Origin of the sequence: Peribacillus sp. RS7 (assembly GCF_041956845.1) — a bacterium.
In the GTDB taxonomy this organism is placed as follows: Bacteria; Bacillota; Bacilli; order Bacillales; family DSM-1321; genus Peribacillus.
Genome location: NZ_CP168135.1, coordinates 5156529 through 5178368, shown reverse-complemented (window position 1 = coordinate 5178368; position 21840 = coordinate 5156529). Strand labels below are relative to the sequence as shown.

20 protein-coding genes and 1 pseudogene are annotated in these 21840 nt (G+C 36.2%); 12 read left to right on the top strand and 9 right to left on the bottom strand.

Annotated features, from left to right (window positions below; all coding sequences use genetic code 11):
• Nucleotides 1-4: 4 nt before the first annotated feature.
• The 5 genes from ACDZ29_RS25645 (at nt 5) to ACDZ29_RS25625 (ending at nt 5007) form a co-directional block, all read left to right on the top strand.
• Nucleotides 5-262, top strand: coding sequence for a hypothetical protein (locus ACDZ29_RS25645; protein WP_375089117.1), 258 nt, complete (start codon nt 5-7; stop codon nt 260-262).
• A gap of 185 nt (nt 263-447) precedes the next feature.
• Nucleotides 448-1638, top strand: coding sequence for an MFS transporter (locus tag ACDZ29_RS25640; RefSeq protein ID WP_375089116.1), 1191 nt, complete (start codon nt 448-450; stop codon nt 1636-1638).
• Nucleotides 1639-1662: 24 nt separating this feature from the next.
• Nucleotides 1663-2370 carry an SDR family oxidoreductase gene (locus tag ACDZ29_RS25635; protein WP_375089115.1) on the top strand — a complete coding sequence of 236 codons (708 nt, stop codon included), beginning with the start codon at nt 1663-1665 and terminating at the stop codon, nt 2368-2370.
• 948 nt (nt 2371-3318) lie between these two features.
• Complete coding sequence (locus ACDZ29_RS25630) at nt 3319-4137, top strand: GNAT family N-acetyltransferase (protein WP_375089114.1); 819 nt, start codon at nt 3319-3321, stop codon at nt 4135-4137.
• Between the two features lie 315 nt (nt 4138-4452).
• On the top strand, nt 4453-5007 hold the full coding sequence (locus tag ACDZ29_RS25625) for a GNAT family N-acetyltransferase (RefSeq protein ID WP_375089113.1): 555 nt from the start codon (nt 4453-4455) through the stop codon (nt 5005-5007).
• Nucleotides 5008-5240: 233 nt separating this feature from the next.
• Here the strand turns inward: ACDZ29_RS25625 and ACDZ29_RS25620 are convergent, their stop codons facing one another.
• A complete protein-coding gene (locus tag ACDZ29_RS25620) occupies nt 5241-5438 on the bottom strand; it encodes a hypothetical protein (protein ID WP_289325352.1) in 198 nt (65 codons plus the stop codon).
• 194 nt (nt 5439-5632) lie between these two features.
• A complete protein-coding gene (locus tag ACDZ29_RS25615) occupies nt 5633-6250 on the bottom strand; it encodes a TetR/AcrR family transcriptional regulator (RefSeq protein WP_375089112.1) in 618 nt (205 codons plus the stop codon).
• Nucleotides 6251-6422: 172 nt separating this feature from the next.
• On the opposite strand from ACDZ29_RS25615, the gene ACDZ29_RS25610 reads away from it, so the two are divergent.
• A complete protein-coding gene (locus tag ACDZ29_RS25610; RefSeq protein ID WP_375089110.1) occupies nt 6423-7613 on the top strand; it encodes a YhgE/Pip domain-containing protein in 1191 nt (396 codons plus the stop codon).
• Nucleotides 7614-8051: 438 nt separating this feature from the next.
• The gene (locus ACDZ29_RS25605) at nt 8052-8735 is read left to right on the top strand and encodes a C40 family peptidase (protein WP_289325349.1); all 684 of its coding nucleotides are present in this window, start codon (nt 8052-8054) and stop codon (nt 8733-8735) included.
• 1053 nt (nt 8736-9788) lie between these two features.
• Here ACDZ29_RS25605 and ACDZ29_RS25600 read toward each other — a convergent pair.
• On the bottom strand, nt 9789-11408 hold the full coding sequence (locus ACDZ29_RS25600) for an ABC-F family ATP-binding cassette domain-containing protein (RefSeq protein WP_289316127.1): 1620 nt from the start codon (nt 11406-11408) through the stop codon (nt 9789-9791).
• A 508-nt stretch (nt 11409-11916) separates the two neighbouring features.
• Here ACDZ29_RS25600 and ACDZ29_RS25595 point away from each other — a divergent pair.
• Complete coding sequence (locus ACDZ29_RS25595) at nt 11917-12123, top strand: hypothetical protein (RefSeq protein ID WP_375089108.1); 207 nt, start codon at nt 11917-11919, stop codon at nt 12121-12123.
• A 415-nt stretch (nt 12124-12538) separates the two neighbouring features.
• Here the strand turns inward: ACDZ29_RS25595 and ACDZ29_RS25590 are convergent, their stop codons facing one another.
• The 3 genes and pseudogenes from ACDZ29_RS25590 to ACDZ29_RS25580 all read right to left on the bottom strand — a co-directional run bounded on the left by ACDZ29_RS25590 (nt 12539) and on the right by ACDZ29_RS25580 (nt 14369).
• Nucleotides 12539-13045 carry a hypothetical protein gene (locus ACDZ29_RS25590; RefSeq protein ID WP_289325347.1) on the bottom strand — a complete coding sequence of 169 codons (507 nt, stop codon included), beginning with the start codon at nt 13043-13045 and terminating at the stop codon, nt 12539-12541.
• A gap of 7 nt (nt 13046-13052) precedes the next feature.
• Nucleotides 13053-13391 (bottom strand): annotated as a pseudogene (locus ACDZ29_RS25585) (toxin C-terminal domain-containing protein); the annotation flags it as partial.
• A gap of 738 nt (nt 13392-14129) precedes the next feature.
• Nucleotides 14130-14369: a hypothetical protein gene (locus ACDZ29_RS25580; protein WP_289325346.1), complete on the bottom strand. Its 240-nt coding sequence runs from the start codon at nt 14367-14369 to the stop codon at nt 14130-14132.
• 691 nt (nt 14370-15060) lie between these two features.
• Between ACDZ29_RS25580 and ACDZ29_RS25575 the strand changes: the two genes are divergently transcribed.
• Complete coding sequence (locus ACDZ29_RS25575; protein ID WP_375089106.1) at nt 15061-17310, top strand: HelD family protein; 2250 nt, start codon at nt 15061-15063, stop codon at nt 17308-17310.
• A gap of 36 nt (nt 17311-17346) precedes the next feature.
• Here the strand turns inward: ACDZ29_RS25575 and ACDZ29_RS25570 are convergent, their stop codons facing one another.
• Nucleotides 17347-17868 carry a GNAT family N-acetyltransferase gene (locus ACDZ29_RS25570; RefSeq protein ID WP_375089104.1) on the bottom strand — a complete coding sequence of 174 codons (522 nt, stop codon included), beginning with the start codon at nt 17866-17868 and terminating at the stop codon, nt 17347-17349.
• 141 nt (nt 17869-18009) lie between these two features.
• Here ACDZ29_RS25570 and ACDZ29_RS25565 point away from each other — a divergent pair, with 141 nt between their 5' ends.
• Together ACDZ29_RS25565 and ACDZ29_RS25560 are read left to right on the top strand one after the other, a co-directional pair.
• Nucleotides 18010-18201, top strand: a complete 192-nt coding sequence (locus ACDZ29_RS25565) for a hypothetical protein (protein WP_289325343.1) — start codon at nt 18010-18012, stop codon at nt 18199-18201.
• An 80-nt stretch (nt 18202-18281) separates the two neighbouring features.
• Entirely contained in the window at nt 18282-18695 is a 414-nt protein-coding gene (locus tag ACDZ29_RS25560; protein WP_375089102.1) for a hypothetical protein, read from the top strand.
• 84 nt (nt 18696-18779) lie between these two features.
• Here the strand turns inward: ACDZ29_RS25560 and ACDZ29_RS25555 are convergent, their stop codons facing one another.
• A complete protein-coding gene (locus ACDZ29_RS25555) occupies nt 18780-19970 on the bottom strand; it encodes an alanine--tRNA ligase-related protein (RefSeq protein ID WP_375089100.1) in 1191 nt (396 codons plus the stop codon).
• A gap of 379 nt (nt 19971-20349) precedes the next feature.
• Between ACDZ29_RS25555 and ACDZ29_RS25550 the strand changes: the two genes are divergently transcribed.
• Nucleotides 20350-21222, top strand: coding sequence for a S1 RNA-binding domain-containing protein (locus tag ACDZ29_RS25550; RefSeq protein WP_289316135.1), 873 nt, complete (start codon nt 20350-20352; stop codon nt 21220-21222).
• Nucleotides 21223-21267: 45 nt separating this feature from the next.
• On the opposite strand, the gene cotJC is transcribed toward ACDZ29_RS25550, so the two are convergent.
• Complete coding sequence (cotJC, locus tag ACDZ29_RS25545) at nt 21268-21837, bottom strand: spore coat protein CotJC (RefSeq protein ID WP_375089098.1); 570 nt, start codon at nt 21835-21837, stop codon at nt 21268-21270.
• Nucleotides 21838-21840 lie beyond the last annotated feature (3 nt).

The window sequence follows — 21840 nt, the reverse complement described above, 5'->3', positions numbered from 1 at the left end:
CATCATGGGCGAGCACGCTCACTCACGATGCCTAAGTGAAGATGCTTACGAATTGGCGGCAATATCAAAAGAGCTGTACATCGTTCCAAATGCAGGACATGTTGATTTGTACGACAAGACGGATTTGATTCCATTCGACAGGGGATTGGAAGCATACTTTACCGAGAATTTAAGTAACAATCGCTTCAAAGGCTCTAATCACCATCGCAGATCAGAAGGAACCACAGTTTCGCTGGATTGGTGGTTCAGATGCCATCGCTAGTGCGGAACAGAAAGTCGCAGAGCTTCAAAAGCAGGTCAATGCCTATCGTGACCTTTCGGCTTCCCTCACTTATGAGGATGCAAAAGCTTTCAGTCGAAGTAACTTTGAATTCTTCGAGAAGAAATTTTAATAAAATGCCTCCATTGCTTTTTGGGGGCATTTTATTGAGGATAGGAGATCATTTTATGACTAAACGAAATAACTTGCTGATTTTCATATTGACCATAGGAGTTTTCGGAATTATAAATACTGAAATGGGGGTTATTGGGTTATTGCCTTCCATTGCTGATCACTTTCATATCAGTGTATCAAAAGCAGGATGGCTGGTGAGTCTTTTTGCTCTTACTATTGCTGTATCTGGACCAACGATGCCGTTATTGTTTTCCGGGATAAATCGTAAGAAGGTCATGTTACTTGTATTAGGAGTTTTCGTTTTGGGAAACATTGTATCCATATTTACATCTAATTTTACCATTCTATTAATTGCTCGTATAATTCCAGCCTTTTTTCATCCAATTTATTGTTCTTTGGCATTTACAGTAGTTGCTTCCTCAGTAAGTAAAGAAGAAGCTCCAAAAGCTGTTTCTAAAGTATTTATAGGAGTATCTGCTGGTATGGTAGCCGGCGTACCGATCGCAAGTTTTATTGAAAGTGCCGTTTCGTATGAAATGGCGATGGCATTTTTTGCTATAATTAATTTTATTGTATTCATTGCTACATTGATTTTCGTACCATCCATGCCTGTTGAAGAAAGACTTTCTTATGGTAAACAATTTTCCGTATTAAAAAAACCTATTATATGGCTTTCCATTGTGACTGTCATTTTATTAAACGCAGCTATATTTGGGGTTTATAGTTATTTTGTTGAATATCTGAAAACAGTAACGAATATGTCCCCTAATACCATAAGTTTAACGTTATTCATCTTCGGTGGAGCCAGTATTATTGGAAACATTATCGCAGGAAGGTTACTTACTCATAGTGCCATTAAGTCTGTAGTATCTTTTCCTTTGTTATTGGGTGGTGTTTACATCATTTTATTCTTCACAGGACAGTTTACCGTACCTATGGCAATAATAACTTTAATTTGGGGAATATTGGCTGGAGGGATAATGGCAAATATTAATCAATATTTGATTGTGTCTTCAGCTCCCGAAGCGCCTGATTTCGCCAATGGGTTATTTATATCATCCTGTAACGTAGGAACAACATTGGGTGCAGCTGTAGGCGGGTTAGTTATATCACAAATGGGTATACAATACGTCGTATTGGTGGGAATCCTATCATTGATCCTAAGTTTGGTAACTATATTACTAAGAAACTATATGTATAGTCCTACAGAACAACTTTCTAAATCTGCTCTAGCCCGAGATTAGTAGTCATAGAATGGAGGTTTTAAAATGTCAAAGGATATAAAAGTTGCACTTGTTACCGGTGGGAACCGAGGAATTGGGTATGAACTGGTCAAACAATTGGCTTTGAATGGTTTTAAGGTCATTTTGGCAAGTCGGGATCCAGAAATGGGTCATGAAGGTGCGCAAAAACTTAAGGAGTTAAATCTGGAGGTTTCGTTTGTGACGTTGGATGTAGATAATCAAGAAAGCGTCAGACAAGCTGCGATTACAGTAAATGAGCGGTATGGAAGGTTAGACGTTTTGATTAATAATGCAGGTGTATATTTGGATGAGAATAAAAAGTTAGTGTCTATGGACCCTTCCATTCTGGAGAAAACAATGGCAACAAATTTCTTTGGTGTTTACCATGTGCTCCGTTCCTTTATTCCCCTCATGGAAAAACAGGGCTATGGGAGAATTATTAATGTTTCCTCAGAATATGGGGCGATGAGCGAAATGTCATATCCAGGAGTAGGAGCTTATAAGATGTCTAAATTTACCCTAAATGGATTAACACGATTGGTAGCCGCAGAATTGAATGCTGATATCAAAATAAATGCAGTCGATCCGGGATGGGTAAGCTCAGATATGGGAGGACCATCGGCTCCAAGAACTCCTAAGCAAGCTGCTGAGTCTATCCTGTGGTTAGCAACGATTGGACCTGAAGGACCTAATGGCGGCTTTTTTAGAGATGGAAAACGAATCGATTGGTAACATTATAATTACTTTGTGTATTTGGGAAAATAAATAAGGGTTACACAGAGGTTACCTTGGAAATTCTCACTAGTTTTGTTGGAGGGTTAGGAATCCATTTCAAAGTAATTCAATAACTCCGTTAAAGCACAAAAACAGAGAAAACTATTAATCTTACTATTACAGCAGTAACTAATTTCTATGGTTATTTTTCATCGAACCACACTTAAACACAAAGTAAAGAAACAGTATAATATTGTTCAACTAAAATATGCTTTACTTCAATAAGGGAGTTGCTCGTCAGCTCATTTTCTTACAGAACTAAAGGGGCAGCTTGGTTTCAGAAAATGGTGTTTTTACAATATAGAGAAAAAAAACCCCGAAAGATCGGGGTTATTTTTTATTTACTTGACGTCCACTTTTTTTGGAGCTCTGTGAACTTGTGTTTCCAATTTGAAATTCATTACCTAATTCAACATCATTTCTTTTATCCTGTTTCTCGATTTGCTTTCGCGTTTGATCCTTGTTTTGCATCCCTTGTTTAGACAATACGTATCCATCTCGCTTTCAATGTTATTGTTTTTAATATGCGCAAGTATAAGGGAAAATACGTATGATTTATTTAAAAGATAATAAATGTACTAATAGGTTCTGGAAATAAAACTTTCTTGTTGCACTTACGGGTGCGTTATCTGAAAATCGAAGCTGTCTTTAAGGCAGCTTTTGTGGAATTAAAACAAAGTTCAACAGTTTGCAATAAAGTTGCACCGTTTTGAAAAAGGTCAACCGTTTATATGTGGATTTTTGATAATGTAGGATTTTCTCTTATTAAGCAAACGGGCCAGATTGTAAAGTAAGATTGTACAACTAAGGTTAGAGAAGGATTTCACGAAACTAAAATAGAATTTCACACTAATACTTTTAGATGATTTATTGGATAGATTCTCTTTATTTTATGAGTAATATTGCATGAGTACTAATGAGATCAACAAAAATACGAGGTGTCCAAACATGAGTTTTTATTTTAAAGAATGTAAACAAAGTGATATTGGGGATTTAATCCAAAGATATGTTAGTACATTAAGTTCTCCTATTGATTCCTTTTTAGAGGAGCACATTCTCAATTCCGTATTTTATACAATCAGTTACAACTCTGAAGTTGCAGGTTATTATGCCATACATAGTAATCAGTACCTAACTCAATTTTATTTAGATTTATCATACTACAAAAAATCCCAAGAGATTTTTGACAATGTTCTTAAGGATCATTCAATTCGGTCAATACTGGTTCCAACATGCGACGAACTTTTTTTAAGTTTGGTATTAGATCATGATTATAAGATCGAAAAACAAGCTTACTTTTTCCAAGATAACAAAGTGGAAATTCCAAAGGGAAAATTATTTAAAGATGGGGAATTCAGAGCTGCGGTGCCTAGCGATGCTGCAAAAATAACTGAGGTATGTCAGGACTTCATTGATAAAGTGGAGGAACGTATTGAAAATAGGGAAATATTCACCTACACCAAAGGAAGTATTCTGCTTGGAATAGGGATTATGGAAACAAGTACGTTACTTGATAGATATGGAAATATCGGCATGTTTACAAATGAACAATACAGAAAAAAAGGAATAGGCAGAACGATAATTCATCATTTAAAGGAACGGTGTTATGACAATAATCTAAATCCGATTTGCGGTTGTTGGTATTATAACACTCCCTCGAAACAAACGTTAGAAAGTGCTGGTATGGTCTCTAAAACAAGATTATTAAATATCAAAGTCCTATAGGTAGAAAATGATCAAAAATTTTTATAAAAACCAAACTTAAATCTGCTGGAGAAGAATCCATTTTGATCAACCTTTTTTTCAAAATGGATTCTTTTTATTTATCGTAAAATACTGGTTTGTGAGTTAATTTTGATCAAACTTTATTTCAAAGCAACAGCTTATTCTTATGGAACTAACGTGGCAGTTTAGTTGAAGATTGAATACGTTGCAAAAAGGGATTAATACTGTTAAGGCGAATAGTTAATAATTGGATTTGTTTTGAAATGGAGAGATTTTAAGAGTTAAGAAAAGACCTAAATAGAAAGGTTGTTTTATTTGAACAAATTTGACTGCGTTTCAGAAACAGGAAGATTAGTAATAAGACCATTAAAGGAAAATGATTTTAAAAATTGGCTTAGCGAATTTAAAAATAGACTTCCATCTCAACACAGGTATGATCAAGGGAAGATTGATATGAGTGAATGTACAGAGGAATGGTTTACCAACTTAGTGGAAAAACATCAAGAATTAGCAGTGGATGATATAGCATATGTTTTTGGTGTCTTTAGGAAAGAAGACGGTACACATCTTGGAACGATAGATTTTTCCACCTTAGAGAGAAATGACTTTCAATGGGGTAGGATAGGTTACACTATTAATAATCAACATTGGAGAAATGGTTATTGTAAAGAGGCAGTAAAAGAAGCCCTTAATATCGCCTTTAAAGACTTAAATTTCCACCGAATTGAAGCTCATATAAACGTTGATAACACACCTTCTTATAAGTTAGCAGAGAATGTAGGCATGGAGTTTGAATGCATAAGAAAAGGATTTATTTTTGAATTTGGTGAATGGACTGATAATCTGGTTTATTACATAAATTCCAAATAGAAAATTCTTCAACTACGAGGTTCGGTAGTTTAGATCTGGGGCTACCATAAGGTGGAATTTTTGCTTAATGAACTAAAGGGGCAGAATAGTTGATGAAGGTATTTATTGTTCAGAAAGAGAATAGTATTCGGTAAAGGTTGATTTTTAAGGAGTAAACAAACTTAATATCAGGAGGGGAAAATGGTTGATTATAGTTATGAGAAACAACATCTGAAAAAACTCAGGACTTTTATTTATATCACGATAGCATTAATTTTTTCAATGTTATTTATATTTATTAGCATTTTTCTTTTGTATTTTTCTATGTCAAGCATTTTAGACGTTGTGTATTTTCCACCAAAACTAGCGATTTTTTCATTCATAATTTCTATTGTATTTTCTGTTTTAGCTATAAAAAATCTCTTTGGTAAGATTTTGTTAGTATTAAACATATTTCTAATGCTATTTATGATTTTTTATGGACCATAAATAGATACAAGAAGACTAACTTAGGGTGAAATAGTCAGGCTGTTGTTTAGACAGCCTTTTTTTATGGAACTAAAGGGGCAGGTTAGAGTATAAGCATATTTATAATAAAGGGACAGTACCTATTTTTCATGGTATTGTCCCTTTATCCCTGTGTGATTTATTTTTTCAAACCTGCTGCAAAGAAGGGACCATTAACTGTAATGGTTGATAGGATACGAGCCATTTCTTGAGGGGATTCTTTCCTGCCACTATCCAACCATTGTTGAATTACTCCTATATGTGCAGATGCAACGTAAGAAGCAAAATATTGTCCTGGAACAAGTAAATTTTCCTCCTTAATAAGTGCGTTTGGATTATTTCCAAACAGTGTATTCCACATAAATTCTTTCAGTCTTGTTTGAAATGATAAATCTCCTTTTGGACCTAACACAGCTTTCATAAATCCACTATTTTCATTAATATACTCAAATATTGAAACTGAGAGGTTAAACGGTGCTAAAGTCGGAGAGTCGGTTCCAAGTGTGGCAATAACACCTGGAATGTTCTGTTTTGCAATTCTGGACATTTCAAGCATGATTTCTTCTTCGTATTTAGTCATTAAATCAAATTTGTCTTGAAAGTGTGCATAAAATGTGCCTCTATTAATTTTTGCTCTGGTTGTTATGTCTTTAACCGTAATTGCTTTGAATCCTTTTTCATCGATTAATTCTACTAGTGCATTTCGGATGGACTCTTTTGTCCGGATGATCCGTAAATCCGTATTACTATCTAGCAAGTTAATTCCTCCTTGATTTTATCCAACACATTTATAAAAGGTGTTCCGTAACCAACACATGTGACATTTTTGATTATTGAAACAGAACTAGTCCCAAAATTATAATTTGAATGTAGTAAATAAAACAACAGGTTGTTCTTTATTATAAACCCAAACCAAGGAGGGGAAAAATATGTTTAAAAACAAACTGGTATTGATTTCACCTATCATCGCATTTGCAGTTATTTTTATTTTTTCACTGACATTATTTCCATCGGTTCAATCACAACCGAAAAATCTGCCGATTGCAATCGTAAATGAGGATGAAGGAGTGGAAATTCCTAATCAACCAAAGATGAACATGGGGCAAACGATTGTTGAAATGATACAAAAGTCTTCAGCATCAACCAAGGATAGAGACCCTACTGTAAAATGGGCAGAAGTAGACAGTATTGAGGCAGTCCAAAAAGGTTTAGATAATCAAAATTATTACGCGGCTTTAGTTATTCCCAAAGATTTTAGTCCAAAGCAAGCATCATTACGGACACCAGCACCTTCTGCACCTGAAGTACAAATATTTATTAATCAGGGAATGAATACGGCTGCTTCAACGATGGCAGGACAGGTCTTGAATGGAGTAGTTGACAACATGAACAACACTGTCCGAAAACAACTACTTGATGGTTTTGAAAAACAAGGAGCAACATTGACTGCAAAACAGGCAGCAAGCCTTGCAGTTCCAATCGCTAAGAAAGTCACAAATGTCAATGAAATTGGCACGAATAGTGCGAATGGAAATGCTCCTGTTTCTTTATTCCAGCCATTATGGATGGCTAGTTTGGCAAGTGCTGCGATTATCTTTATTTCCATTAGCAAAATGCCGATCCGCACTAGAAAAGAAAACCTTGTCAGAAAGGTCGGGCAAATTTTAATGGGTGCGGTTGTAGCTCTGGTAATTGGATTTGGCTTAACCTGGATAGCAGATGGTATGGTTGGTTTAAATATCCCGAATTTCATGGATACGGCTTTATTTTTATCAATTACATTCTTTAGCTTTTTTCTAATGATATTAGCTGTACTTTCACTATTGGGGCTTAAAGGTATGCCTATTTTTATCTTAATGCTTTTCTTTGGTGCACCATTGCTTGCAATGGCTCCAGAAATGATGTCTCCATTTTATCACGATTGGGTTTATTCTTGGTTGCCAATGAGATTTATGGTAGAAGGGCTTCGAGGATTTTTCTTCTTTGGGGAAGGCTTAACCTGGAATACACCTGTTTCTGTTCTTGTTTGGATTGGATTAGTAAGCACGATTGTGATACTGAGTACTGCTTTAAAACGCAATGGAGTGAAGGAAGTAGTATCGGATTCTCGAAATATATAAAACATGGATACAACGTTGGTCAATTTATTGCCATGTTTACCAAAAGAGTCGTTTCTCTTATAGGGAAAACGACTCTTTTTATTGAGTATGTGAAAAAATGTACTTAAACTGTATTTAAGGCAGCCTTTTTCATTTACTCTTAAGTATTAAACAATAATATCTACTACCTATTGTTTATTTTTTCACCCTAATTCCAGAAAAATCTATTAGGGACTATAAGAAGTAGAGTATATGTGGTTCGAAAAAAAGAAACTATTTTAGGATGATCCATAGTCCATAGTCTTAACACCTTTCGGGAACGTTAGGGATATTTTAGTTATTTTGTATTTTATGCACACTTTATGCACAAATTTGTAATGATAATGTAAAATTAGGTAAGTATGTGTGTCACTTAAAGATGATAAAATTATAAAAAAAGAAATTTTATCGGGGGAGAAAATGAAAAAAATTATAGCATCTTTTGTAGTCTCTGGATTGTTACTATCAAATCCGTTGGTTAGTAATGCTGCATTGGGCGATCGTACATTAAAAAGTGGAATGACTCATACAGAAGTAAAACAATTACAAGAGGTTCTAAAGAAAAAAGCATACTTTAAGAGTAATAATACAACTACATATTTTGGTACCGTTACTAAAAGTGCAGTCGTAAAGTTCCAAAAAAGTAAAGGCTTAAAAGCTGATGGTATTGTAGGTCCGAATACATATAAAGCTTTGGGGGTAAAAAAGCAGACATCCAACGTAGCTAATATTAATAAAACAAGCAATAAATCTACTGCGATTGTGAATGAAGCAAAAAAACATTTGAATGTACGGTATGTATGGGGTGGAACTACACCAAAAGGTTTTGATTGCAGCGGATTCCTAAAATACGCTTTCGATAAAGGTGCAGATGTCACTTTACCAAGAACGGTATCGGAAATCTATAAAAAGGGGACAAAAGTGTCCAAACCACAAGTTGGAGATTTGGTCTTTTATGAAACCTATAAACCTGGTGCCTCACATGCTGGTATTTATATAGGTGGTAATCAATTCATACACAGCTCCTCATCAAATGGTGTTAGCATTTCCTCTATGGATAATAGTTATTGGAAGAAAAGATATTTAGGAGCAAAAAGGATGTAATAGAGAAAGTTGCCAGTTCTTCTTTTTATTAAGAGACTGGCTTTTATAGTTCTACCAATAGGTTACGATACAAAGAAGTCCTATGGATGGTAGTATCTCTTCTAGAATGGACAGTCTCTTATTTTTTTCCATTCTTCTCCTCAATTTTACGAACCAACTGGTTCGCTGGCACCAGTTGATCTAAAGTAATCATTTCAAGTTGATCTCGCTGAATAGAATCATGTTTAGAAAGCATCCTCATCACCTCAAGATTTAATAATTCTAGGCAAAAGGGTTCTATCTAAAAGTTAAAACAAAGTTGATTGGAGCGAGTGTGCGAGACTCCTGCGGGAAAAGCGCGTCCAGGGGGAGACCCCGCAGGCGCAAAGGCACCGAGGAGGCTCCCGGACCGCCCGCGGAAAGCGAGTGCCTGGAGCGGAAATCAACGTCTAAATTGTACACCCATAAAAAAACTGTAGACAAAATCGATTTTCATCGAGTTTGTCTACAGTCTAAGGTAAGAGCACTGATATGCTCTTACCTTTTTTGAATCGTGTATGTTTTAAGAAAAGGCCGGATCAGTTTACCTGGCCTTTTGTATTTAACAAATATGTTCATCATCATACTCGGCTTTCAAGAAATTTAACAAATTTTGCTTTTGGTGGGAATAATGAAAACAATTAAAGTAAAAGGAAAAGTCGTCAAAAAAGAGTGGATTTTTATCCTCGAAGCCATAAGTATTTAAAAAATCCGAAATTATTTTTTCTTGATCCACTAAGTCGAACAATCCGGATACATAAAATTGATAACTGAATTTATCATATAAAAAAAGGTATCCTGTATCCTCAAAAATATTTTTCACTGTATGACCATCCAATTCAACTCACTCCTTCCTTACCAATATACCTTTTTAACCATGAAATTATTCAGTGCCCATCTTTCAAGGAATATTATTATATTTATTGCAGAGTGTTTTTTATACCTTCAATGCATTGAAGGAATGAAACAAATGCAGGTAGGGAGAATCAGGAACCAAAAAAAAGCACATCCAATAAGGATGTGCTTTCATAAATCTTATTTGTACATTTCAGCCACTTGTTTTTGTAATTGGCTATTTTCAAGGTATTCATCATAGCTAATTTGCTTATCAACTGTACCTTTTGGTGTAAGTTCAATGATTCGGTTCGCTATAGTTTGGATGAACTGATGATCATGAGAAGAGAAGATCATCGATCCTTTAAAGCTGATCAAACCGTTATTCAATGCCGTAATTGACTCTAAGTCTAGATGGTTAGTAGGTTCATCAAGCATTAGCACGTTCGAACCGCTTAACATCATTTTAGAAAGCATACAGCGGACTTTTTCGCCCCCTGAAAGAACACTTGCCTTTTTCGTGACTTCATCGCCAGAGAATAACATTCTGCCCAAGAAACCGCGCAGGAAGCTTTCGCTCTGGTCATTAGGAGAATATTGACGGAGCCAATCGACAAGAGTTAAATCGACACCTTCAAAGAACTCGGCATTATCTTTAGGGAAGTATGCCTGAGAGGTCGTAACGCCCCATTTGAATGAGCCACTATCCGGTTCAATTTCACCTGCCAAGATTTTGAACATTGTTGTTTTGGCAATCTCATCTTTACCGACAAAAGCGATTTTGTCACCCTTATTCATTGTGAAGCTGACATTATCCAATATTTTTATGCCATCGATCGTTTTCGAGATTCCATCTACACGAAGCAGGTCATTCCCGATTTCACGCTCAGGTGAAAAGCCGACATATGGATAGCGGCGAGAAGAAGGCTGTATGTCATCCAAGCTGATTTTGTCCAATAATTTCTTACGGGATGTCGCCTGGCTTGATTTGGATGCATTGGCACTGAATCGAGCGATGAAATTTTGAAGCTCTTTGATTTTTTCTTCTTTTTTCTTGTTGGCATCTTGAGTCAATTTAAGGGCAAGCTGGCTTGATTCATACCAGAAGTCATAGTTACCGATATAAACTTTGATTTTACCGAAATCTAGATCCGCAATATGTGTACAAACTTTGTTAAGGAAGTAACGGTCATGGGAAACTACGATAACTGTGTTTTCAAAGTTGATCAAGAACTCTTCCAGCCATTTGATCGCTTTTAAGTCCAAGTGGTTGGTAGGCTCATCCAGTAATAGAACATCCGGCTTACCGAATAGTGCCTGGGCAAGCAATACTTTAACTTTGTCGCCACCGTTCAATTCTGCCATTTTCTTTGTATGCAGGTCTTCTGCAATACCAAGGCCTTTTAAGAGAATGGAAGCTTCAGGTTCAGCTTCCCAACCATTTAATTCGGCAAATTCACCTTCAAGTTCGGCCGCTTTCATTCCGTCTTCGTCCGTGAAGTTTTCCTTCATATAGATGGCATCTTTTTCTTGCATGACTTCATATAATCTTTCGTGTCCCATAATGACAACTTTAAGGACCTCTTCTTCTTCAAAAGCGAAGTGATCTTGTTTTAGAACGGCAAGGCGTTCGCCAGGCCCCATATGGACATCACCGGATTGTGCTTCAATTTCACCGGAAAGGATTTTTAGGAACGTGGATTTACCCGCACCATTAGCACCTATCAGACCGTAGCAGTTACCAGGCGTGAATTTTATATTAACATCTTCAAACAGTTTACGATCGCCATAACGTAAACCAACATTATTTACTGTAATCATTTATTTACATTCCTCCAAAATACTTTTGTTTCAACGTGTCCAACACTTTGTTTCATTAGTTTTACGCTGATTCATACAAAAAGCAGTTTACGATCTTGTATGTTTTAAACTGTGCATCATTTAAATTGTATCTTATTTTTGTAAAAAGTTAAAGGTGGATTATTAAAAACAAGGTAATAAGGTAGAATTTCTAACGTTAATACTAAATATTTACATGTATATTATTTACAATCTGATTTAATCAGATTATTTATTAGTGTAGGGAAAGTTGATTCAATCAGATTTGGAGTGAGAGTAATGAGAGGCTTAGAGTTTATTTGTAAGGTTTTAGATATCCAATACAAATGAGGTTGCAGAAAAAATAGGAGTCAGTAATCAAACTATATTATTTAAAGGATGAAAGGAGTAACGGAATATTAAAATGAGTAATATTATCAACACATGAAACCTTAGTGAAGGAGAAATTTTCAAAAACAACAAAGCACTATGTGAAGCATTAAATGAAAAAGTGAAAACAGGATATTCCAAACAAGCGCAGCTCAAAGAGTGGGAAGGTTATTTCACTTATTTGAAGGATAAAAATAAGTTTATCATTAAGAAAATATTAGATGACCCTATTGTACAAGTTGAGCATCGTGGTGGAAATAACAAATTAGCACATGCAGATAAGATGGATGAAATGTTGACTTATATCCTAAGCAAGCAAGAAGAGTGAATTATTAATGACAATCAATAGGTTGTTACTAGAAATGAAGATGATCAATGAGAACTTTACATACGATAATTACAATCAGAATAAAGTCAGTAACTATTTGGATATTAAAGGAAATTAGTTACCCCTTATGCTTCAATGTTGATGAAAATTATAAATAAAAATGACAAGGACTGAGGAATACTGAAGGACTGTAGGTTTAGATATCAAGAGTCCTTTGATTTACTCCTGAATACTCTCATATGCTCCGTTTTTCAAGACTTTGTGCAATGAAAGATGACTTTTATTGGGTGATAATGATTAGGGGAAAAAGGTGAGGTACACTAAGTATAATTACCCTCACAAAAAGACCATAATGAACCCCTTATACACAGAGGACTCACTATGGTTAAAATCACACATTATTATAATGTACCTGTTACGCGTAATACTCATTAAGATGTTTTTCGTATTTAACTTTCAATTCTCGAATCAAATTACTATCATTAGAAATAATATCGAGAACATCATTATTCACATAAATGAGGAACCTATCATTATAAAAAACGATATAAGCTTCTCTATGCCCTTGGTGGACTTTCTTACAATAATTATACACATCTGAATTATTTAGACCCTTAACTGTAGCATAAATTATCTCAGCATCCATTTCTTCATCTTTAACTATGACTTCTTCCCAATTGTTTATTTTGATTGATTTACCTATCCCATTTTTTTCATGATGCCTTTTATTATTTGTTATATTTCCTATAATAAAAGACGTATCAATCTTTTCATTAGTGTTGAATATGTCTTTAAGGATAGTTGTAAGAAGACTCCCGCTTATTTCATCCATTCCAAATCTTATTCTATGATTTGTATCTACCTGAAAAAATGGGGTTTCTTCGTCCTTAAAATTAACATTGAATTGTTGAATTCTTTCCATAAATTATTTAATCCCCTATTCTATTTAAATCTATATCGTAAGTTCCAGATCTAGTTTTCTTACTTCCTAGATCTTTTACTGTTGATGCACCTTTCCAAGAACCGCCATTATGACTATCTATGTCTCTAACTATATATTTTGGCTTCCCTTTCTTATTGTAATATACAACTGCTTTCTTAGAGAGATAATTGGTTTTAGAATATCCCAATTCTTTCGCAACTACTTTTGCAACTGCTTCAGAACTTTTAAGCATTGACTTAACTATTGAAGGTCCCCATTTTTTTATTGCTTTTTTTATACCTTGTTTTGCAATAAACGCCACAAGTACTCCAACCACTGGCCAAATCTTAACTTCGCTTTTATTCTGTTTGTACATCGATCATTTAAATCAATAAACTCTTTTGCCAAATTAGTGCATTCATGGTTGGCATAATAAAAGATCATAGAGGGATACATGATTTCATAGAAGGTACATACATGACAATTGATAAGCGGTTTAATAGTTGCTTCAGACTGTAGACAAACTTGATGAAAATCAAATTTGTCTACAGTTTTTTTGAGGGTTTGTAAAAAATCGAACGTTGATTGGAAAGTAGGGCACTCGCTTTCCGCGGGCGGTCCGGGAGCCTAATCAGCGCCTTTGCGCATGTGAGGTCTCGCTTGGACGCGCTTTTCCCGCAGGAGTCGCGCACACCCGTTCCAATCAAATTTGTTTAAAATGTAGATAGAACTCCTTTTGCCTACATGTTTTTTTGTTTTAAAATAGAAGTATTAAACTTGGTGATAAGGATGCTTTCTAACCATTATTCTATTCACAGAGATCTACTTGATCCGCAGATGCAAACGAAAAGCATGGCCTGGGTTGGACAACGTTAGGGGGACTTGAAAATTTGTCGATGTTTTTATGCGAAATTACACATTCAAACCGATATGATTTTTTTAATATGAAGGGAATTTAGCGACTACTTTATTGGCGCATCAATGAAATCTTAAGGTATAAATATTACATTGGAAACCACGATAGAATATCTATTCCATTAATACAGTGGCAGTTAGGAAGCAAAAAGCACTTAACCTATTATGGTCAAGTGCTTTGTTTATTCAAAACTTCTTTATTTTGATTAATGATGATTTTATTTCTTAAAATCATTTCCTTATTATTAAGACCAACATTGAGTTCTTTGGTATTATTCACTTTTTCTAGCAGTGATACTACAGATATTTCCAGTAATTCAGAAACAGGCATATTTGTTTTGGATGATAAAATTTCAAGTTCATGGATTAATTTAGGGGATAGCATTGGTGGTCTTTCATTTATTTCCATGACAGTTCCCACTTTCTTAAAAAAGTTATGTAATTAATTTAAGTATATAATGTGAGTTTCCAATAAAATATTAAATTAGCGTTATTTATGTTAAGAGTTGATGACAATTGTAGGAGCAGAATGGTTTAACCGAGCACTTTACCCTAATAGAAGTGCTTTTTTGTGTTGATTATTCTCATGTTAAAGATCATTCCGAGAGAAAAATGATTTCGCATCGCCCATAAAAGAAATTGTTCCAAAGCATGCTTGATGGGTTTGACATTTTCTTGATATACAATAAATTCCCTGCATATCATTAAGAATAGTATAATGTCCATTAACATCATTCTTTTGGATAAACTGATCCACAGGATAAAATAAAAAAATAAACTTCCTACTCCCAGAATGGTAATTTCAAATAAGTAATTATAAAATATTCCTCTTTTGATTTCTGAAATGTATTAAAGATTTCCTCCTGAAAGCATTTTGGATGCTCTTTCATAAGTCAACATTTTATAGCAACGTCCAATCTAGAATATATAGTGCATTCTTCAAATTATGTGAAATATCGGAAAAGTTAATTTCAAGTATATAATTCTATGTATCCAGATTTGTCAACCATTGGGTTTTCTGATAGTATAAATGTCCATTTCGACTTAGCATCGGCATTTTTTTAGTTTGATAAATAAATAAGGAAGGGAGAGTGGTTTTTTTGGGAAGTCACCCTGATTTCGAACATGAACGACAAAGGCTGGATTTTACCAAACGTTATATCGATGTAGTCATCAAAACATCAGAAACAAGCAAAGATCAATTTCAGCGGAATATGCAAGAAGCTTTTGGTGATGCCGATTGGTCTGAATCCGCCTTATATTCTCAGTTGCTGACTACAGCCAACTTTTTTGAAATGTCCAAATCTGAACTTGAAAGTTTACGCAAAGCCAGTAAAAAGCCTTACTTTGCAAGAGTGGATTTTGAAAGGAATGATGGTGAAAGTGGCGAAGTGCTTTATTTCGGAAAAACATCCCTTTATCAGAGGGAAAGCCAGGAACAGATCATCGTCGATTGGCGATCACCAATTGCAAACCTTTATTATGAGGGGCGGATTGGTGAAATTGAATATGAAGCGGAAGGGGAAACATTTTGCGGGAACATCACTTTAAAGAGGCAACTAATGATAGAAGAAGGTGTCTTGGAAGAGGTAAGGGATATTGATTTAACAACAACGGATGAATTGTTGCAGGAATCCCTTTCTAAAAGTTCCAGTAATCGATTGACAGATATCATTACCACGATCCAGGAAGAACAAAATAAAATCATTCGTGCAGATTTGAACAAGCCAATCATAGTCCAGGGCGCAGCGGGCAGTGGTAAAACAACAATTGCTTTACATAGAATCTCATATTTCATTTACCATTATAAAGACTTGTTCGATCCGAGACAATTAATGATTCTTGCACCGAGCAGGGTGTTCATTGATTACATATCTGAAGCATTACCAGAATTGGGTGTTGAAAAAGTAAAACAATACACATTTTCCGAATATGTTCAGGCAGCGATAGGTAAGCAAGTGAAGCTTGTAGCGGATGATAAATTAACTCGATTGCTGGAAAAGGATGATGAAGAAATAAAGACCGCTGTCTGGATATCAGGTCTAAAGGGCTCCCCTGCATTTAAATATATTTTGGACGAATATGTAAAGGATATTTTCCAGGGGTTTCATCCGGATACAGATTTTTATTGTGATAAATATCGCCTCTATTCCGCTAAGAAGTTCATAAGGTTATTGGAAGAGGATTATTGGTATTTACCGTTATACAGCAGGCTGGACAAACTGAAGGCCATTTTACAAAATGAAGTGAAATTGAAAAAGAAAATAATGCTTGAACGTGCTGTTGATTTTTATGAGGCCAAAATCGAGAAGGCTCTCTATAAGAATATCGATCCAGTCGTACGTAAGGAATTTGTTACAAAATGCCTCGATAAAAAAGAAGAAAGGATCGGGCAGATCAAAAAGGCGATCCGTTCTTCCGTAAAAGGCTATTTTAAGCAATTCAAAAAGAAGGATCTTCTCCAATACTATCAGGAATTATATCAAGATCCGGAGCGGCTCGCCTCGTACAGTAACGGTAAACTTACTGTTGAAGATGCTAATGCTTTATGTGAGTATAATCAAAAACATTTTTCTGATAAATGTTACGAAATGGAGGACTTAGGTGCATTATTATACCTTCAGGAGCGGCTTTTTGGTGTCGACAAAGAAAACAAAGCAAAAAATGTCGTCATTGATGAGGCTCAGGATTATAGTTTCATGCAGTTACAGGCACTCAAAACCGCAGTGGATACTGACATGTTCACACTCGTAGGTGACCTTGCACAAGGCATCCATTCATACCGCGGACTTCAGACATGGGAGGAAGTTCACCATCGTATTTTCCCGCGGGCGACGTATACTGAATTACAAAAAAGTTATAGAACCACTGTTGAAATAATGAAACAAGCTAACCGGATTCTACAGTTGTTAACATACGATTTCCCGGAAGTAGAACCTGTAGTCCGTCATGGCCGGAATCCGAAATTCATTTCCATAGAAAAGGAAGGCTGGGAAGAAAAGCTGATCGAACTTATTGAAGGGCTTAAAGGGGAAGGTTTCAAAACGTTTGCCGTCATTGCAAAAACGATGAAAGATTGTAAACTGGCAAACGAGAAACTTAGTGGATTCCATCAAGGCTTTCATTTAATAAATGAGGCGGGAAACATCCCCAAGGATAAGACGTTAATTGTTCCTTCATATCAAGCCAAAGGTCTGGAATTCGATGTCGTATTTGCAATATCCCTGGAAGAAGCATATTGCCGTGAAAATGAGCTTGATATCAAACTGCTATATGTAACAATGACAAGGCCATTGCACCGGCTTTATTTTTTAGGTAATGAGAAAAATGCTTTCCTTATCGAGACATGAGAGGAGGGTGGAATGTAACCATCCTCCAGGTTATGTTTACAAATGAAAAAGGATATCCTGAATATCTTTCCACCCAAAACCGACTTCGGTGAGCTCGATGCCAGCCATTCTAACGGTTTTTTCAGCAATGACTTGACCGCCGAGCGCCTTGTAAAAACCGCATGAAGGATTATCCTTCAATGCCCAGATTATTAAATTCTTATGTTCCATTTTAATGAGCTCATGTATGACCGCTTTTATCATTTTTCGGCCAAATCCCTGTCGTTGATATTCTTTTAAAAAATAGACAGCATATACTTCCCCTTGAATATGCGGATCATTCGTTTGTTCAGGCCCTGCGGCAGCGAAACCGATGATTTCCCCATTGGCATTTTCCGCAACAAAGGTGGCATTATGCAGCATCTTTAAATTTCTTTGCCAATTTTTCTTTCTGGCTTCCAGATTCAAGGAAGACAAGTATTGATCCGGGAGGATCCCTTTATATGTCGTTTGCCAGCTGTTTATATGTACATTTGCTATTCCATTTACATCTTCTTCTCTCGCTTTCCTGATTTTCATCAAAAACACCTTCTTTTTTTGTAGTTTTCCCTAGAATATCATGGGAAAAGTGAATAAGCATTTTATTTATGTTTATAACTGCATTAGAAAGGATAAGAAATAAAAGAGAGATTCAACCAGATGAAGGGAAGGATGAGAAAGATGAAATTGAAAGTTGGTTTTTATTTTCCAGGCGGCAAAGAATTAGAGCATGAGGTAGAGGGCGATGACTCCACTCAAATGATTTCAAATATTCAAAAGCACCGTTATTATAATTTGGTTAAAGGCGATTGCCATTATGTTGTAGATACGGAAAAAGCAGCTTATTTTTCTGTAACGGAAATAATGGATTGAGAATGAACCGCATTGGACTTTTGTTCCATTGCGGTTTATTCTTTTTGATGTAAGGAAACCGGAAAAGGAGTTAATGGACAATGAAGATCAATTTTACCAAGAAACAATATGAAACATTATTCAAAATGGTTCAGTACGGATATTGGGTTGCTTCCGATACTGAAAATAATAAAGAATTCAGTGAGATGGAACAGTATCTTAATTCCTTTGCCAAAGATTTCGGCATGGAAGGAGTACAGTATGTGAAGGAATATGAAATATATGATTTAAGCAGGGAACTGGAGGATCAACTTCATGAAGTCATAGATGAGTATGAAGAAGGCGTGTTCAGGGATAAGCTGGCCTATCATATGGCAAGAAAAGAATTTGCCGAGGAATCGGAAAACCATGAATATAATCAGGAGAAAGCATTTATACGTATCATGGAGCTTGAAGAAAAATATCATCTTCATATTGAAAAAGAAGGGTTACGGAAATTGAAAATAGAAGAATAAGGAGATAGAGGACTTTAACTGTCCTCTATCTTCTTATTTCTGTAAAATAAATCACGAGTTGGCATAGACTATTTCGCAGAAGTTTTATTCACCAGGATTTTGGCCTAATTTTTCAACTGTGTATTGGTAAAATGCCATTAGGTCATTTTGTGATGCAAAACCTGCTTGTGCAGTCTGTTCGTTCCCTCCGCCTTTCCCATTATAAGAACTGAGTTCAGCTTTAAAGTATTGTCCGCAATGTAAGGGGAAGGACCCACTGTGCGAAAGAATAACCTTTTGCTCCTTACGTGATGCTAATAATACGATGACCTCTTCCATTTTTACAATCGTACCTGAAAGGTAAAGCAGCTCTTTCATTGAGCTATCTTCGAAAATATGAGAGATGAATCCCCCTACATTTTCAGCAAGCAGGGTGACAGCAAGATACTTGGCATTTTCAAGTTTTAAGTTTTCATTTTCCGATAGCAGCTGCTTGTAGTCATTTTCCAGTTTCTCCACCCTATTAAGTATCTCTGTACGTCCGGTATTGAATTTAGTCGATAAGGCTGAAAGAATTCCAAGGCTCTCGGAAAAATCGTCCAATGCCCTGAAGCCACACTTAAAATAGAGGCGGGTATGTTCTTTCTGCTTCTCCGTTTTGAAAATTTTTATTAAGCCAATCTCCCCGGTTCTTTCTACATGGGTTCCACCGCAAGGGTTATACTCAATTCCTTCTATTTCAACAATACGGATATTCTCAGACACTTTAGGCATTTTGACGACAGGAAGTGTCTGTAATTGCTCTTTTGTCACGTAATATATCAGTATTTCTCGATTCTCAATGATATATTGATTAACTTGCTTTTCAACTGCAGCCGTATGTACTTCAGTCCATTTAGATCCGGATGTAATATCGATCGTTAAATATTCCTTTCCAAGATGAAAGCTGACCGTATTAGCGTCAAACAATTCCCGACAGACTGCAGAGAGTAAATGCTGGCCGCTATGCTGTTGCATATGATCGAAACGGCGGGACCAATCAATTTCACAGTGAACCATCTCTGAACCTGGCCGTGTTTCAGTCTTATGAAGAATCCTTCCATCATTGCTATTTATAACGTCAAGAACGGTGATTCCTTCTATTTTTCCAGTATCTGCAGGCTGGCCGCCCCCTTCGGGATAAAAGGCGGTTTCTTCAAGAGTGATGTAGTAAAAGCCATTTTCTTCAAAGGTCTCCCGGATTTGGGTTTCCCATCGGGAAGTCTTGGTGGACGTATAATACAATTTTTTTGTCATGAATGTTTTCTTTTTCCTTTCAGTTGATCGCTAAATTATATCATCGAAATAACTAAGATTGAAATTGCAGGATCAGAAGATCGGTCAGGTAGATAAGTATCGACCGCACTTGATGAAAGGGAAAAGGGAATCTCCTTGGGAGCTAAGATTATTTAATTAAACCATATAAACCGAGCCAATTATCCAAAGGATCATGCATAGTAATGGTAAACAAGGACAGATTCTGGTCCCTCAGGCTTTAGATGAAGACGGCAAGGGTGAAAAAAAAACCGTAATAGGTATACAGAACAAGAAAAAAATGATAAATTCAAATATGATGGAAAAATAAATAATTGGGTACAATTGTAGGTAAAGGTAAGTCACAGGAGGATTTAAATACATGCAAAAAATTCAGGCCGGTTTGGCTGTAGAGTTAGAAGTGGAACGTAAGGCTGATTTCGGATGGTTTTTAACTGACGGTTCAGAAGATGTCTTACTTCATCATAATGAAATGAATGAAGGAACGGAACTTGAACTTGGAGATGAAGTAACTGTATTCATCTACCATGATAAACAAGCAAGGCTAACAGCGACAATGAAGATCCCCGAAATTCAGATTGATCAGTATGGCTGGGCGGAAGTTGTCAATGTGAAAAGGAAACTTGGTGTTTTTGTGAACATCGGCCTTTCCAAAGATATTCTTGTATCACTGGACGACCTTCCGAATATTGATCGTTTATGGCCTGAGGTTGGCGACCGTCTATATGTATCCCTAAAGACAGATCGAAATGACCGTCTGTTTGGTAAACTTGCAACGGAAGATGTAATCCAGGAGATAGCAGTAAAGGCTCCTTTAAAAGGAGTCCGTAACACCACTGTTAAGGGAAATGTCTATCGTTTGCTTATGGTTGGGTCTTTCTTTGTTTCCCAAGAAGGATATCGTTGTTTCATTCACGAAAGTGAACGTAAGGAGGAGCCCCGACTTGGTGAATTAGTTGAAGGGCGCGTCATTGATAGTAAAGAAGATGGAACGCTTAACGTTTCTTTAATTCCCTTTAAACAAGATTTAATGGGGGAAGATGCTGATGTCATCTTCACATATTTAATGAATCGTGGCGGTGCCATGCCGTATGGCGACAAAACGCCACCTGATGATATCCAGTTTAACTTCGGTTTAAGCAAGGGAGCGTTCAAACGTGCTCTGGGCAAACTGATGAAAGAAGAAAAGGTTTACCAGGAAGATGGATGGACATATTCCTCAGACCGTAAATGAAAAAAGCAGCGGATTTTTATCCGCTGCTTTTTTCATGTGGTTTCATTAAAAAAACTTCTTTTTACCTTTTTCTTCTTTTAAAATCTCCACAGCTTCCCTGAACCTCATCGAATGGATAATTTCCCTCTCACGCAAAAACCTGAGTGAATCATTGATATCAGGATCATCCGAGATGTCGATCAACCACTGATAGGTTGCTCTGGCCTTCTCTTCAGCGGCGATATCTTCATATAAATCTGCAATGGGATCTCCTTTGGCTTGGATATATGTGGCAGTAAATGGATTTCCTGCCGCGTCATGATAAAAAAGGGCACTATCATGATTGGCATAATGGTCACCTAGCCCGGCTGCAACCATCTGCTGAGGGGTTGCGTCTTTTGTAAGCTTATAAATCATCGTGGCGATCATTTCCAGATGGGCAAATTCTTCCGTCCCGATATCCGTCAGCAGGCCAATCACTTTATCTGGAATTGTATATCGTTGATTTAAGTAACGGAGTGCTGCAGCCAACTCACCATCAGCACCCCCATATTGTTCTATTAAATACCTTGCCAAACGAGGATTACAGTCTCTTACTTTAACTGGATATTGCAGCTTCTTTTCATAAACCCACATAGA